We start from the raw sequence: 15,390 nt of genomic DNA, 5'->3' as shown, positions 1-15,390 counted from the left end.
ATATGGTTTGTGTATCAAAAATTATTGTTTTAGATGATGACCCTACCGGCTCTCAAACTGTACATAGTTGTTTGCTATTAATGGAGTGGGATATAGAAACGATTAGATTAGGTTTAAGAGATAAATCTTCTATACTCTTTATCATAACGAATACGCGAGCATTAATTTCAGAAGAAGCGAAAAAAATTACTCAACAAGTTTGTCATAATTTGAAAATTGCTCTTGAGAATGAAAATATAACAAGATTTTTAATTTATAGTCGTTTCGATTCTACGCTTAGAGGCCACTATCCTTTAGAAATAGAAATTATTTCTAATAATTTCGGGGAATTTGATTCTCATTTTTTTATTCCTGCTTTTCTTGAAGGAGGAAGAAAAACCATCAATAGCATACAGTACTTAGACGATAGAGTTGATTTAGATCCAGTCCATAGGACAGAGTTTGCTAAAGATTCTGTTTTTAATTATTCCCATAGCTATCTACCTTACTATATAGAAGAAAAAACAAAGAAATTATTAAAGGCAACTGATGTAGGGCGCTTATTATTGAAAGATATTAGGAAAGGTAGTCTAAATAAGTTAATGAATCTAAATAGTAATCGCTGTATTGTAGTTGATGCAGAACATCAGTCAGATTTAAATTATTTCGCTAAAGATTTACAAACAGCAGTAAATCTTGGTAAAAAATTTTTACTTTGTGGTGCTGCAAGTATGTTGACTTCATTAGCTAAAATCGGTAAACAGCCGTTAGAAAATAAAAATATACAAGAATACAAGTATAAAAATAATCCGGGAATTATTTTAGTCGGTTCCTATTCAAAAAAAACAACTGAGCAATTGAATGATCTGTTGCAGCAAAATAATGTTTTAGGACTTGAAATTAACCTAAAAAAATTACAGGATTATCTAGATAATCAAAGTAGATTCTTGACAAAATTTTTAGACCAAATAAAAACTATCCATAATAGTGGGAAAACTGTAGTTATTTATACTAGTAGACAACAAATAACTTTTACTTCTCTTGAAGAAAAATCTAATTTTGAAAAACTTATTTTTTTATTGTTAACGAAAATTACTCAAAATTTACCTAGTAATATTAGTTTTCTAATAAGTAAAGGAGGTACAACTTCTAATAATTTTTTACGTACAACCTTAAAACTAAGATCTATTCGTTTATTAGGACAAATTTTACCTGGTTGTTCAATTGTTAAAACATCAGAAAACAATACTTTATTCCCAGGCTTACTAATTCTTTTATTTCCTGGTAATGTAGGAGATGTTAAAACTTTAACCAATGCTTATAATATTCTTAACAAATAAGTTTTAACTACTTCATAAAGTCTTTGGTTAAAATACAATAAACATTTGAGATATAATTTATTTGTTTGAATACTTTAATTTATGGATATTAAAAAAGATTTAATTAATACTATTGGAAATACCCCTCTCATTAGAATTAAAAGTTATAGTGAGGAGACAGGATGTAATATTTTAGGCAAAGCAGAGTTCCTTAACCCTGGAGGATCTGTCAAAGATAGAGCAGCTTCATATATTATTAAAAATGCGGAAGAAAAAGGATTACTGAAGCCTGGAGGAACTGTTGTTGAAGGAACTGCAGGCAATACAGGTATCGGATTAGCTCATATTTGTAATGCTAAAGGATATAAATGTATTATTGTTGTTCCTGAAACTCAATCACAAGAAAAAATTGATCTATTGAAAATATTAGGAGCAGACGTAAGACTTGTCCCTGCAGTCCCTTATAAAAATCCAGAAAATTATGTTAAAGTTTCAAGTAGATTGGCAAAAGAGATAGATAACGCTGTTTGGGCTAATCAATTCGATAATTTAGCAAATCGTGAAGCACATTATAAAACAACAGGTCCTGAAATTTGGAATCAAACAGATGGAAAAATAGATGCCTGGATATCAGCTACGGGAACGGGGGGAACTTATGCTGGTACAGCTTTATTCCTCAAAGAACAAAATCCTAAAATCAAATGCATAATAGCTGATCCAATGGGTAGTGGATTATATAGTTATGTAAAAACAGGTGAAATAAAATCAGAAGGTAACTCCATAACAGAGGGCATAGGGAATAGCCGCATAACAGCTAATATGCAAGGAGCTCCTATAGACGACGCTATACAGATCAACGACCATACGGCAATTCAAGTAATTAATCAATTATTATCTCATGATGGTTTATTCATGGGAGGCTCTGTAGGTATCAATGTAGGAGCTGCAGTTGCTTTAGCTAAAAAACTTGGTCCTGGACATACTATTGTTACAGTATTATGTGATGGCGGTGCACGCTATCAATCACGTATTTATAATAAGAAATGGTTAAAAGAGAAAGGTCTGTTAAATATTGAATGTTAATAAATACTTATCTTTTAGAAGATTTTGTAATAAGTTATATATTTTAATTTCTGTATCTTGAGATAGGATTATCATGTTGTTGTTCTGTTCTTTGTTTTTTGACAAAGCTTCATTTTATATGAAGTGTGAAAAACTAATGTTTTATTTGTTTTCTATGTATAAAACAGTTGGCGTAGCTGTTTTAATAATTTTTTTGTCAAACACTACTACTACTCAAGCTTGGCCTGAAACATCCCAGAATCTTAAGCTTCAGAAATTCCGTGATGGATTTATTAATCCTCTTCATAATTCTAGAAAATTAACTTCTAAAGTTACTAATCTTTCTAAATTAGAAGAAATATCTACTACAGATTGGCCTTATAAAGCTTTACAAAGGTTAGTCAAACGGTATGATTGTATTTCAGGATACCCTAATAAGATTTTTGCTGGAAAATATAATTTATCTCGCAATGAGTTTAGCGCAGGATTAAATCAATGTTTAAATACTATTGAAGAATTATTAAAAGAAAATATTGCAATTTCAAAAGAAGATATCGAAATATCTAAGCATCTAATGCAAGCATTTGATAAAGAAGTAATTATTTCAGGTTCTAAGGTATCAAATTTAGAAAAAAGAGTAGCTTATATAGAAAACCATCAATTTTCCACTACTACAACTCTTAGTGGACAGTTTGTTATAGGTTTAACAGGAATTACTAATGGAGAAAAAAAGAGAGGAATTGAGGATATACATAATACTAATAATTTAGGTTATAGAGGACGAATTGAGTTAAATACAAGCTTTGATGGGAATGATTCACTTTATACTCGTGTTGCAACAGGAACAATCCCTTCCTATGCAACTATTACAGATACGTTTGAAGGAGATTTAGGTTTTCAACAACCAGATAGTTCTGATCTATCTGTACAGTTGATTATTTATCAATTTAATTTAGCAGAAAACGTAAGAATGTTTATAGAACCAGTAGGTGGTGCATTTGATGATTTTGTACCAACAGTGAATTTTTTAGATGGAGATAGAGCATTTGGTGCAATTACTTCATTTGGCAGCCGCAATCCTTTATATTTCATGGCTGGAGGGCCTGGAATTGGATTTCGAGGAACTATTTTTGAAGTTTTTGAGTGGAGTGGTGGTTATTTAGCTAACAATGGTAATGATCCTGATTTAGACTCAGGAATGTTTAATGGTCCTTATGGTGTCATTGGACAGGTTGGATGGTATCCATATGGAACTGATGGAAATTTTACTGTTGATTTTACGTATGTTCATGGTTATAATAATCTTGATTCTGGTACAGGAAGCCGTTTATCAAATTTTCAATCATTTATTCAAGAAGAATTTTCATCTAATGTAGATACTGTTAATAATGCTTATGGAATAGAGTTTATGTGGAGTGTATCCCCTAATTTTATTTTCGGAGGCTGGGGAGGTTTTACTACAACGAAAACTGGTCCAGTAATATTACAAGAAGACTTTATTAATAGAGGAAACTTAGATATTTGGAATTGGGCAGTAACATTAGCTTTCCCAGATGCACTAATTGAAGGTGGAATAGGTGCTATAGTTATAGGAATGGAACCTTGGGTTGCTAAGTCAAATATTAACTTGCCTGGAAAATTAATTAATAGTAATCAAAATGCTTCGTTTCACTTAGAAGCTTTTTATGAATATACGATTAATAATAATGTTAAGATTACTCCTGGAATTGTAATTATCACGTCACCTAATTATGATAATGCTAATGATGATTTAGTAATTGGAACAATTAGAACAACTTTTACTTTTTAGAAAACTCTAATATAAATAAGAGTTATTAATAAATTCGAAAATTTATAATTATGGGCTATAAATTGTTACCAAAAAACGATAAAGGGACTTATTGCTTATTATTTTTATGTTTTAATTCAACATTAGTCAATATAGGTAGGCTAGGTATTCATCCAATAAATCTAGGGTATTATCTATATGTGGGAAGTGCTTTTGGATCAGGTGGCTTAAGCTCAAGGATACAAAGACACGCAAAAATTTATAAAAAAAAACATTGGCATCTTGATTATTTAAGACAATACTTAATTCCGTTAGAAGTATGGTATTCAACATCTTCAATAAAACAAGAACATCAATGGGCTAAATTATTATTGAATAGTAACTTATTTAAGGCTTCTATAGAAAAATTTGGGGCTTCTGATTGTAACTGCACATCACATTTATTCTATTCTGAAATAAAGCCTCAATTTGAAATGATTCATCAAAATATTATTCAACAATCTATAAATTATGAAAATTTAAATAAAATTGAGCTTAACATATTATAGTTTTCTATTTTTGATTTAAATAAAGAAATACTTTGCTATTTACCTTTGTTTTAAAAAGATTAGTAAAGCAAAAAATATTTTAATACTGAAAACATATCTATTAATATTATATGTAAACATCTACACCGTTCTGCAAAAATGTAGATGTTTATATATAAAGATTAGACAATCTTACATAAATATTATCAATGAATATCTCCGCGTAAAGCTTCTGTATCAATAGGTTTTATAAGAAAAGCTTTAAAGAAGTCTCCAGCAATGCCAGTAAATAGTAAAATTTTCCCTAAAGTTTTTATAATTCCTAACTTGTTACTTTTTTGTAAAGCTTTCACTGCCAAGTTGCGTTCTGAACATCTCTGTAAACGGGAATAGAATTCCGGATTTTCTACATCTAGAATAGATGGAAATGCTCTGGCAGCCGTATTATTTGTTTCGCGAATTACTTCTTTGTCAAATTCTGTTGGATCCAATCCTAAAGATTTATAGAATTTTGCTCTTTCATGTACAGTTAATGTATGTGTTACGAATACAGCTAAAAGAAAAAAGCGACTCCATAATCTTGCTTTCCAATCATTCCAAAGTTTAGGTTGTGAACGCAATAAAGCATTGAAAATATCTCCATGACGGTTTTCATCTTGGCACCAATTCTCAAACTTATCAAAGATTGGATAGAATTTTTTTTCAGGATGTTTCTCTAAGTGATGGAAAATAACAATATATCGCCAATATCCAATTTTTTCAGATAGATATACTGTATAAATTATCCACTCTAGTGGAAAGAAGGTGTAGTTACGTGTTCTAGTTATTTTTCCTAAATCTAATGCAACATTAAAATCAGCCATTGCTTTATTAAGAAATCCAGCATGCCGTGCTTCATCTCTTGCCATTAGATGAAAAATTTCTGCTAATGTAGGGTTACTTTTTTTAATTTTTCTAGATAATTCTTTAAAAAGTAAAAAACCAGAAAACTCAGAAATACATGATCTTTCTAAATATTCAACGAATCCTTCTCTTGTGTCTTTATCTAAATGATCTAAAGAAAGATCCTTAAAGGTTTCGTCACGTACAAAATGATAACGATTATAATCGTTACGCATTTCTGTCAACATTGCTTGTAGTTGAGTCTCTTGATCCTTTAAAGAAATAGTAGCTGCAGTTTCAAAATCTGTAGTATAAAAACGTGGAGTCAATAAAGTCTCTTTAGTGACTTCTTTCTTATTAGATTTCAGCTGATTTGTCTGTGTATTAACTGAAGTAGTGACCATAATTATATTTATATAACTTGATAGTTATATTATCTTATCTTGCAAGAAGTTTGTCTATCCCTGAATTAACAAAAGATTAAAATTTATATTTTTATCAACTAGTTTCAATATTTTTAAAAAATAATTATTTAAGACCAAATATTTTTTTGCTTAACTACTTTTGTGTTTTAAGTATATTAATAGTTTTAACAATAATCAGCTTACAACTTGAGATGATATCAATTTTGAGCATATTGGACAATTCAATGATAATATAACTGTATGGCAATAAAATAAACTAAGAAATTACAATCTTAAATTTAATAGCAAATCAAATATTTTTTACTTAATTTGCTGAACTATATTGAAATAGTTTCCTATTATGAATTTTTCCCTGTTAAGTTTTAGGACCATATCGTAAATTCATTATTAATTTTCTATTTTAAAGTTAAGCTTAATGTACAAATATTAAGACTTTTGCTCGTTTCTTTCTAAAAAGCTTCTAGTTTATTAGAAAACAATCAGTATTATAAAAATTCGGAAAACTGACTAATAAGTTAAGAAATAAGAATTTAAAACTATTGCTTATGTAACAAATAAAATTCAAATGTTAAATAATAACTTTCATTTGAATTTTCTTTTTGAAATTTACTATTTTTAGACTATCTTAATCATTGAAAAGTAATTAAAACTATGAAATCAAAATTAAAAAGCATAAGCTTTGATCAAGAATTACTCAAAAAATATGATAAATCTCTTCCCAGATATACAAGCTATCCTCCTGCTACTGAACTGAAGATAAATTCAGGAGAGAAAGAGTTTAAATTAGGTATTGAATCAGGTAACAAGAAAAAAACTCCACTTTCTCTCTACTGTCATATTCCTTTTTGTGAAAGTGCATGTTATTTTTGCGGGTGTAATACAATCATTACAAAAAATAAGAAAGTTGCTTCTTCTTATTTAGAATATATAGTGAATGATATTAAAAAAACTTCTCAATTTGTTTCTTCAGATCGATTAGTAAATCAAATTCATTGGGGAGGAGGAACACCTAATTATCTAAATCAGCTTCAGATAGAACAATTGTTTAATACGATCAAAAATAACTTTAATATAGATAAAAATGCAGAAATATCTATTGAAGTTAATCCTAAATATGTCGATAAAAATCTTATCTTTTTTCTAAGAAATATTGGTTTCAACCGTATTAGTTTCGGGATTCAAGATTTTGAGGAAAAAGTACAAAACGTTATTAATCGTGTTCAGCCTGAAGAAATGTTATTTCAGGTTATGGACTGGGTAAAAGAAGCAAATTTTGAGAGCGTTAATGTTGATCTGATTTATGGTTTGCCATTCCAAAACAGATATACCTTTGAAAAAACAATTCAAAAAACAATAGAATTGAATCCTGATCGTATTGCTGTATTCAACTTTGCATATATTCCTTGGATAAAACCTGCTCAAAAAAATCTTCCTATCGATGAATTGCCTAGCGCATCAGAAAAACTTGCTATCTTACAAATGGCTATTGATAAATTTAACGACAATAATTATGTATATATAGGCATGGATCATTTCGCTAAACCCAATGACGAGTTGTCAATTGCTCAAGAGAAAGGTGACTTGCATCGTAACTTTCAAGGATATACAACAAAACCAGAATCTGATCTTATCTCTTTTGGAATGACATCTATTAGTATGCTTCACGATGTTTATGTCCAGAATCATAAAAAAATTAAAGATTATTATCGAACTATAGATGAAGGGCTTTTACCTATTGAGAAAGGCTTTGCTCTTAGTCAAGATGATATTATTCGTCGCTCCATCATTATGGAATTAATGTGTCAATCTCAACTTGATAAAAATCGTGTTAAAAGCAAGTATAATTTGAACTTTAATTTTGATGAATATTTTGCACAAGAATTAATTGATTTACAACCTTTGGAAAAAGATGGATTAGTTAGCTTATATGATGATCGCTTAGAGGTTACTAGCTCAGGACGCTGGCTTATTAGAAATATTGCATCAATATTTGATCCATATCTTAAAAAATCAAAGGAGAATACATTTTCAAAATCTATTTAGGCCAAAAATATAATTTTGTTTATTAAAAAATACTATTATTTTTATTCAGAAAATGTTCCCAATAAGAATAGTAAAGCCATACGGACAGCAATACCGTTTGTAATTTGTTTTTGAACTAAACTAATACTAAGGTCATCTATTAACTTTGAGCTGATTTCAATTCCACGATTTACTGGCCCTGGATGTAAAATTTTTACATTAGGTTGACAAATATTTAAATGATTATGAGTAATACCATAATATTTATGATATTCTCTCGAGCTAGGCAGTAAAGCCTCTGTCATTCTTTCTTTTTGTAAACGTAATGTCATAATGAAATCTGCTTGTTTTAAAGCATCTTCCAAATTCCAATGTATAAATAATTGGCCTTTGCTATCTGTATTTTTTATATCTGTAAACCACTTAGGCAGTAATGTTGGAGGACCTACTAAATGAACGTTAGCTCCTGCTTTTGTTAAGCTCCATATGTTTGAACGAGCAACTCTGGAATGTAATATATCACCAACAATAACGATTTTTTTACCTTGCAATAACTCTAATCTTGGATAACTAGAGTCTAGCTCAGAACAAATAGTAAATAAATCTAATAATCCCTGAGAAGGATGTTCATGCATACCATCCCCAGCATTTAAAATGCTGACACCGCTTTGCAAGCGATCCATTTCGTTAGCAATTATTTTGGGAACTCCTGCTTGTTTATGGCGAATGACCATAATGTTTGTTCCCATAGCTAAATAAGTTTTAGCCGTATCTAGAATAGTTTCTCCCTTTACTAGAGATGAGGTTCCTGGAGAAAAGTTTAATATATCTGCAGAAAGACGTTTACTTGCTAGTTCAAAACTACTACGGGTTCTTGTAGATGGTTCAAAAAACATGTTAGTAACTACTAGTCCCTGAAGAGCTGGTACTTTTTTAGTATGTCGTAATAGGACCTCGCTGAAGCTAGAAGCAGTTTGAAGTAGTATATTGTATTCTTCTTCTTCCCAATCAGCTAAACTCAAAATATGACGTCTTCTCCAAATCATACACTAAACCTAATAAGAAATAATCAATTGAACTCTGTGTTAGCTATTTACATCTTACCTATTAAATAAAATATCAATACTAATTTTTATTATTTGAATAAAAAATATTCAGAATCATAATATATTAGTTGATTAACTAGAATAGTAAAACTCATATTTTAATGAGACTAAATCATTGATTAACAACCAATTCCTACATAATGAAAACCTGCCATTTGCAGTTCTTCACGTTTTAAGAAATTACGACCATCAATAATAACAGGGTTGATCATAACTGTGGCCATTTTTTCATAGTCCAAATTAAGAAATTCTTGCCAATCTGTCACTAATACTAGAGCATCACATTTATCTGAAAGCATTTCAGCATCAGTTTCAATAATAACTCCCGATAGTCCATGACTTAAACCAGATTGAGAAACTATTGGATCATATGCTTTAACTTTAGCTCCTAAACGATTAAGTTCTTCAATTATTATCAGTGCAGGAGCATCTCTCATATCATCAGTATCTGCTTTAAAAGTCAATCCTAATAAACCAATAGTTTTACCTTTAAGAATTTTTAACTCTTGTTGTAACTTTTCTATAACTATTAATCTTTGCTTTTTATTAACCCTAACAGCTGCATTTAGTAGTTGTGTTTCATAGTTGTAGTCATTAGCAGTACGAATTAAAGCTGAAACATCTTTTGGAAAGCAAGAGCCTCCCCACCCAATCCCTGCTTTTAAAAATTTACTACCAATACGAGAATCTAGCCCTATTCCCTGCGCAACCTGGCAAACGTCTGCTCCTACGCGATCACAAATGTTTGCAATTTCATTGATGAAGCTAATTTTAGTTGCTAAAAATGCATTAGCAGCATACTTTATCATTTCTGCAGAATTTAAATCTGTCACCACTAAAGAAACAAAAGGTAAAGTTTTATCTTGAGAAAACTTTCTTTCGATTAAAGGTTTATAAAGATTTTTCATTAAATCAATAGCTTGTTTGCTGTTACCCCCAAGAACGATACGATCAGGATTAAATGTATCATAGACTGCAGATCCTTCTCTTAAGAATTCAGGATTACTAACGACATCAAATTCTACTTTCATGGAAGGATTATTTTGTTTAGCCAAACCTTCCATAACAATCATTCTTACCCAATCTCCAGATCCAATTGGTACAGTAGATTTGTTTACTATGACTTTATATCCACAGTTTAAATTTTCTCCAATACCCCTCGCGACAGCTTCAACATAGCGAGTATCGCTCTCTCCATTAGTTAAAGCAGGAGTACCTACTGCAGTAAAAAGAATTTCTCCGTGATGAACACCTTTCGCTAAATCTGATGTGAACTCTAAACGTTGTTCTTTCATAGAAGAGTGCATTAATTCTGAAAGTCCAGGTTCATAAATAGGAGATTGACCAGCCTTCATTAACTTAATCTTTTCCTCATTATTATCAACACAAATAACATGATGACCAATATGAGCTAAGCAAACCCCAGTCACTAATCCAACATAACCTGTACCAATAACACAAACACGCATGATTTTATCTTTTTTAATTTGTTTAAAGTTTGAGATTCAACTGTGTTTTTATAAATATTTAGAATTCTTCTAAATGAACTTAATTATTATTCAAATAATTGATCTTGAAAGTGCTGGATTGTTAATTCCAGTCCTCTTTCTAAAGAAAATTGTGGTTGCCAATCAAGATGAAATTTAGCTTTAGTAATATCAGGTTGCCTCTTTTTAGGATCATCTTTAGGTAATTCTTTATAAATTAATTGTGCATTTGATTTAGTCATTTTATGAATTATCGTAGCTAATTCTAGAATAGTATACTCATCAGGATTACCTAGATTTATTGGACCTATATAATTTCCATTCATTAACTTTATCAATCCTTCTGCCATATCAGAAATATAGCAAAAACTTCGGGTTTGAGTTCCATCTCCATAAATGGTTAAAAATTTATTTTGTAAAGCTTGTACAATAAGATTGCTTACAACTCTACCATCATTTTCTGACATTCTAGGTCCGTATGTATTAAAGATACGTGCTACTCGAATATCTGTTTGGTGTTCTCTATGGTACTCAAATGCTAAAGTTTCCGCTACTCTTTTGCCTTCGTCATAACAAGCTCTTAAGCCCGTACAGTTTACATTTCCATTATATTCTTCATGTTGAGGATGTATATCCGGATCACCATATACTTCAGAAGTAGATGCAAGCAAAATACGTGCGCTAACCCGTTTAGCAAGACCTAACATATTCAATGTTCCTAAAACATTGGTTTTAATAGTTTTTACAGGATTATGTTGATAATGAATCGGAGAAGCAGGACATGCTAAGTGATAAATCTGATCAACTTCTAAACGAATAGGTTCGGTTATGTCATGACGAATTAATTCGAAATGAGGATTTCCAACCCACTTCAAAACATTATTTTTATTGCCAGTATAAAAATTATCTAAGCAAAGAATATCATGTCCCTTTTCCATTAAGCGATCAATGAGGTGGGAGCCAATAAAACCAGCACCGCCTGTAACTAGTATTTTCATGTAGCCTGTAAGTTAACAAGTGATATTAATTTATTGTTGATTATTATTTAAAATAACTTCAACTCAACCTTATTATATATGACTTCAAGAATTTAATTAAAAAATGATTTCAGTAAATTTATTTCTACACAGTCCAATTTTGAAAATACCTACCTACTTGAAACAATTTGATGCTTATTGATACTGATTTATAATTTAAACTTCACATATTGTACAGTTATCTTTATTTTCTATTTATTATATTAATCGTTATGACTTATAAATTTCGTATAGATACTAAAAGTTATCAAAATATATCTTGTTTTCAAAATTCGTTCTTAAATTTAATTTAAAAACTAAATAATAACTACATATTAATGTAATGATTATCTATTAACTATCTAGTTCTGAAGTTATAAAAATCAAAAATGCAGGAAAAATACTTAAACGACGATAGTCTTTCATGCAATTCCAAAGCAAAGTTGACTTTTTATACAATGCAAATATTAGTTATTATATTTTATTAAAATTATCATGCGATCTTATTCTATGCCTCGTCGAACTAAGATAGTGGCAACTATTGGTCCTGCTACTCAAGACAAAGAAATTCTACGCAAATTAATTTTGGCTGGCGCAACTACCTTTCGTCTTAATTTTTCCCATGGTGATCATGAATGTCATGCACAAAGTATTAAGCTTATCCGACAAATTGCTTTTGAATTACATCAACCTGTAGCTATTCTTCAAGATTTACAAGGACCTAAAATTCGTCTTGGATTATTTAAAAACAATTCCATAACTCTCGAAGCTGGTGATTCTTTTATTCTTACAAGCAGAGAAGTAGAATGTAATAAAGAAATTAGTTACGTTACATATAAAAATTTAATAAAAGAGGTTCCAGAACAGGCAAGAATTTTAATGGATGATGGCAAAGTCGAAATGCTAGTTGAGAAAGTTGATATTGATAATCAAAATTTATATTGCAGAGTAGTTATTGGCGGGATTTTGTCTAATAATAAAGGTGTTAATTTTCCGGGAATTTCCTTATCCGTAAAAGCGTTAACAACTAAAGATAAAAAAGATCTGATCTTTGGTTTGGAAAATCAAGTAGATTGGGTCGCATTAAGTTTTGTAAGAAGTTCGCAAGATATTTTAGAAGTGAAAGAAATTATAACTAATGCAGGAAAAAATATTCCGATAATTGCAAAAATTGAAAAACACGAAGCTATTGACAATATGGAACAAATTCTCAATTTATGTGATGGTGTAATGGTTGCCAGAGGGGACTTAGGCGTTGAGTTACCACCAGAAGATGTTCCTATTTTACAAAAACGCTTAATTGCCACTGCAAACAATTTAGGAATCCCCGTAATTACTGCTACTCAGATGTTAGATAGCATGGTTAATAATCCTCGTCCTACTCGTGCAGAAGTGTCTGATGTAGCCAATGCAATTTTAGATGGTACTGATGCAGTCATGTTATCAAATGAAACAGCTGTAGGAAAATATCCTGTTCAGGCTGTCAAAACTATGGCGACTATTGCCGAACGTATAGAAAAAGAGCCTACAACCATAAAAATTTCCTCTCAGAGAAAACAATCTATTACTAATGCAATTTCGGCAGCAGTTAGTCAAATTGCCGAACAATTAAACGCAGCTGCAATAATGTCTTTAACAAAAACAGGCTTAACTGCTCGTAATATTTCTAAATTTCGTCCTCATATTCCAATATTGGCTGTAACTCCTCGAATAGATGTTGCAAGACAATTACAATTAGTTTGGGGGTTGGAAACTTTATTAGTTTTAGATTCACCATCAGCTACTCAGACTTTCCAATCAGCAATTAATGTAGCTCAAGAAAATAATTTACTTAAAGACGGAGATTTGGTCGTCATGACAGCTGGAAGTATTCAAGGGATAACGGGATCAACCGACTTAATAAAGATAGAGACGATTAGAGCAATACTAGGTAAAGGTATAGGTGTTGGGCAGGGTTTAGCAAGTGGTAGAGCAAGAATTGCTAGTTATGCTAAAGATTTAAATAACTTTGAATCAGGAGATATTTTAGTAGTACCTGAAACAAATGCACAATTTGTAGAAATCATGAGAAAAGCATCAGGAGTTATTACAGAGGAATCAAGCCTAGACAGCCATGCTGCAGTAATTGGAACTCGTTTAGGTGTACCAGTTATTCTTGGCTTTAAAGATGCAACTAAAAATATTTCCGAAGGTATAATCATCACCATAGATACTGAAAAAGGACAAGTCTATTCTGGTATTACTAAGGATAAATATTGTTAGAGTAGAATATTTACTATAAAAATTACTATAAATAAAAATAATTTAATGAAAACAGTCGAACAACTCGATAAAAAACTTTCTAAACGTTATATAAATCTTGACCCAGGAGGATATTTCATAATTTATATCGATAGTAGTCAAGATCTGATTTGTGCTAAATATTTTACCAATATCATTAATGATAAAGGACTAGCTGTTGATCCAGAAAGTAGAGAAGTTATTTCTGTAAAAAATAAAGTAACTCGTAATGCTGATCAAATCTTCACGGCACGTAGTGCAAAAGAATTATGTATAAAAATTATTGAAAATAATAATTGCCCCATCACCAGACTAGATCATGCTGCTTATCTTGGTCGAGAATTCACGAAAGCCGAATTAGCCTTGACTCAGGGAAGAAAATATATTCAAGACTAGAATGAAATATGTATTAATTTGCATTTGAGTATTTCAAAATATATCTTAAAAATTAGAATTGTTCTAGAAAACGCAAATCATTAGTGTAAAGACGTCGAATATCGTCAATTTTATGTAGTACCATAGCAAATCTTTCAACTCCCAACCCAGCTGCAAATCCAGTATAAATTTCTGGGTCATATCCCACAGCTTCTAAGACATTTGGATCTACCATTCCACAACCCATAATTTCAAGCCATTTTCCTTTCCATTGAACATCTACTTCTATTGAAGGCTCAGTAAAGGGAAAATAGCTGGCACGAAATTTAATTGGTAATTCTTCTCCAAAAAACTGCCGTAAAAATTCTTTAACAGTGCCTTTTAAATTTGTAAATGTTAATCCTTTATCAACTGCCAAAATTTCTATCTGATGAAATACTGCAGAATGAGTCGAATCTACAGTATCTCTACGATATACCCTACCTGGAGCAACTATTCGAATAGGTGGAACATTCTTCTCCATGTAATGAATCTGTACAGGTGAAGTATGGGTTCTCATTAAGTCGCCATTTGTTAAAAAAAATGTATCCTGCATATCTCGAGCTGGATGATCAGGAGGTATATTTAAAGCTTCGAAATTATAGTAATCTGTTTCGATATGAGGTCCTGTAGAAACTTGATAACCCAATCCAATGAAAATATCTAGTATTTTATCTCTAGTGTTATTTAATGGGTGAATATTGCCTAACAAGTTTGTTTCACCAGGCATAGTAACATCCAAACTTTCTGAAAGTATTTTTGCTTTTAACTCAGCAAAACTTAAATCATGAAGTTTCTCATCCAATTGTTTTTGAACAACATTTTTAACTTTGTTTGCGAATGAGCCTACATAAGGTCTTTTTGAAGAATCTAGTTTGCTCATTCCTCTCAATATTTGAGATAATTTTCCTTTTTTCCCTAAATAAAAGATTCTAAGTTGCTCCAAATCTTTTAGACTTATGGTAGAGGTTATTTCCTTTAAAGCCTCTTCCTGGAGAGATTTTAACTCTATTTCTAAAGTATTAGAAGTTATTTCCATAAATTTTAAATAATATTACGAATTTTTTTAAGTTATCTCAAAT

12 protein-coding genes are annotated in these 15,390 nt (G+C 30.7%); 7 read left to right on the top strand and 5 right to left on the bottom strand.

Annotated features, from left to right (window positions below):
• Nucleotides 1-2: 2 nt before the first annotated feature.
• The 4 genes from UCYN_RS05575 to UCYN_RS05560 all read left to right on the top strand — a co-directional run bounded on the left by UCYN_RS05575 (nt 3) and on the right by UCYN_RS05560 (nt 4,697).
• The gene (locus UCYN_RS05575) at nt 3-1,319 is read left to right on the top strand and encodes a four-carbon acid sugar kinase family protein (RefSeq protein ID WP_012954540.1); all 1,317 of its coding nucleotides are present in this window, start codon (nt 3-5) and stop codon (nt 1,317-1,319) included.
• Nucleotides 1,320-1,400: 81 nt separating this feature from the next.
• Entirely contained in the window at nt 1,401-2,381 is a 981-nt protein-coding gene (locus UCYN_RS05570) for a cysteine synthase A (protein ID WP_012954539.1), read from the top strand.
• A 154-nt stretch (nt 2,382-2,535) separates the two neighbouring features.
• Nucleotides 2,536-4,170: an iron uptake porin gene (locus tag UCYN_RS05565; protein WP_012954538.1), complete on the top strand. Its 1,635-nt coding sequence runs from the start codon at nt 2,536-2,538 to the stop codon at nt 4,168-4,170.
• Nucleotides 4,171-4,220: 50 nt separating this feature from the next.
• Entirely contained in the window at nt 4,221-4,697 is a 477-nt protein-coding gene (locus UCYN_RS05560) for a GIY-YIG nuclease family protein (RefSeq protein ID WP_012954537.1), read from the top strand.
• A 185-nt stretch (nt 4,698-4,882) separates the two neighbouring features.
• Here UCYN_RS05560 and acsF read toward each other — a convergent pair whose 3' ends face one another.
• Nucleotides 4,883-5,962 carry a magnesium-protoporphyrin IX monomethyl ester (oxidative) cyclase gene (gene acsF, locus UCYN_RS05555; protein WP_012954536.1) on the bottom strand — a complete coding sequence of 360 codons (1,080 nt, stop codon included), beginning with the start codon at nt 5,960-5,962 and terminating at the stop codon, nt 4,883-4,885.
• Between the two features lie 672 nt (nt 5,963-6,634).
• On the opposite strand from acsF, the gene hemN reads away from it, so the two are divergent.
• Nucleotides 6,635-8,026, top strand: coding sequence for an oxygen-independent coproporphyrinogen III oxidase (hemN, locus tag UCYN_RS05550; protein ID WP_012954535.1), 1,392 nt, complete (start codon nt 6,635-6,637; stop codon nt 8,024-8,026).
• Nucleotides 8,027-8,067: 41 nt separating this feature from the next.
• Here hemN and UCYN_RS05545 read toward each other — a convergent pair whose 3' ends face one another.
• The 3 genes from UCYN_RS05545 to UCYN_RS05535 form a co-directional block, all read right to left on the bottom strand.
• Entirely contained in the window at nt 8,068-9,051 is a 984-nt protein-coding gene (locus UCYN_RS05545; protein WP_012954534.1) for an aspartate carbamoyltransferase catalytic subunit, read from the bottom strand.
• A gap of 179 nt (nt 9,052-9,230) precedes the next feature.
• Complete coding sequence (locus UCYN_RS05540; protein WP_012954533.1) at nt 9,231-10,580, bottom strand: UDP-glucose dehydrogenase family protein; 1,350 nt, start codon at nt 10,578-10,580, stop codon at nt 9,231-9,233.
• Between the two features lie 86 nt (nt 10,581-10,666).
• Nucleotides 10,667-11,596: a UDP-glucuronic acid decarboxylase family protein gene (locus UCYN_RS05535; RefSeq protein ID WP_012954532.1), complete on the bottom strand. Its 930-nt coding sequence runs from the start codon at nt 11,594-11,596 to the stop codon at nt 10,667-10,669.
• Nucleotides 11,597-12,109: 513 nt separating this feature from the next.
• Here UCYN_RS05535 and pyk point away from each other — a divergent pair.
• Nucleotides 12,110-13,876, top strand: a complete 1,767-nt coding sequence (gene pyk / locus UCYN_RS05530) for a pyruvate kinase (RefSeq protein WP_041487785.1) — start codon at nt 12,110-12,112, stop codon at nt 13,874-13,876.
• Between the two features lie 45 nt (nt 13,877-13,921).
• On the top strand, nt 13,922-14,290 hold the full coding sequence (locus tag UCYN_RS05525; protein WP_012954530.1) for a DUF4346 domain-containing protein: 369 nt from the start codon (nt 13,922-13,924) through the stop codon (nt 14,288-14,290).
• Between the two features lie 52 nt (nt 14,291-14,342).
• Here UCYN_RS05525 and pheS read toward each other — a convergent pair whose 3' ends face one another.
• Nucleotides 14,343-15,347 (bottom strand): phenylalanine--tRNA ligase subunit alpha, encoded by a 1,005-nt coding sequence (gene pheS, locus UCYN_RS05520; RefSeq protein WP_012954529.1) that lies wholly within the window; start codon nt 15,345-15,347, stop codon nt 14,343-14,345.
• Between the last annotated feature and the right edge of the window lie 43 nt (nt 15,348-15,390).

Origin of the sequence: Candidatus Atelocyanobacterium thalassa isolate ALOHA, assembly GCF_000025125.1 — a bacterium.
Lineage (GTDB): Bacteria > Cyanobacteriota > Cyanobacteriia > Cyanobacteriales > Microcystaceae > Atelocyanobacterium > Atelocyanobacterium thalassae.
This window is presented reverse-complemented; position numbering and strand designations above follow the sequence as displayed.

Bases quoted from the DNA above. Each gene is read 5' to 3' on its own strand.
- acsF (WP_012954536.1), bottom strand. From the start codon at position 5,962: ATGGTCACTACTTCAGTTAATACACAGACAAATCAGCTGAAATCTAAT.
- UCYN_RS05570 (WP_012954539.1), top strand. From the start codon at position 1,401: ATGGATATTAAAAAAGATTTAATTAATACTATTGGAAATACCCCTCTC.
- UCYN_RS05545 (WP_012954534.1), bottom strand. From the start codon at position 9,051: ATGATTTGGAGAAGACGTCATATTTTGAGTTTAGCTGATTGGGAAGAA.
- hemN (WP_012954535.1), top strand. From the start codon at position 6,635: ATGAAATCAAAATTAAAAAGCATAAGCTTTGATCAAGAATTACTCAAA.
- UCYN_RS05560 (WP_012954537.1), top strand. From the start codon at position 4,221: ATGGGCTATAAATTGTTACCAAAAAACGATAAAGGGACTTATTGCTTA.
- pyk (WP_041487785.1), top strand. From the start codon at position 12,110: ATGCGATCTTATTCTATGCCTCGTCGAACTAAGATAGTGGCAACTATT.
- UCYN_RS05525 (WP_012954530.1), top strand. From the start codon at position 13,922: ATGAAAACAGTCGAACAACTCGATAAAAAACTTTCTAAACGTTATATA.
- UCYN_RS05540 (WP_012954533.1), bottom strand. From the start codon at position 10,580: ATGCGTGTTTGTGTTATTGGTACAGGTTATGTTGGATTAGTGACTGGG.
- UCYN_RS05535 (WP_012954532.1), bottom strand. From the start codon at position 11,596: ATGAAAATACTAGTTACAGGCGGTGCTGGTTTTATTGGCTCCCACCTC.
- UCYN_RS05575 (WP_012954540.1), top strand. From the start codon at position 3: ATGGTTTGTGTATCAAAAATTATTGTTTTAGATGATGACCCTACCGGC.
- pheS (WP_012954529.1), bottom strand. From the start codon at position 15,347: ATGGAAATAACTTCTAATACTTTAGAAATAGAGTTAAAATCTCTCCAG.
- UCYN_RS05565 (WP_012954538.1), top strand. From the start codon at position 2,536: ATGTATAAAACAGTTGGCGTAGCTGTTTTAATAATTTTTTTGTCAAAC.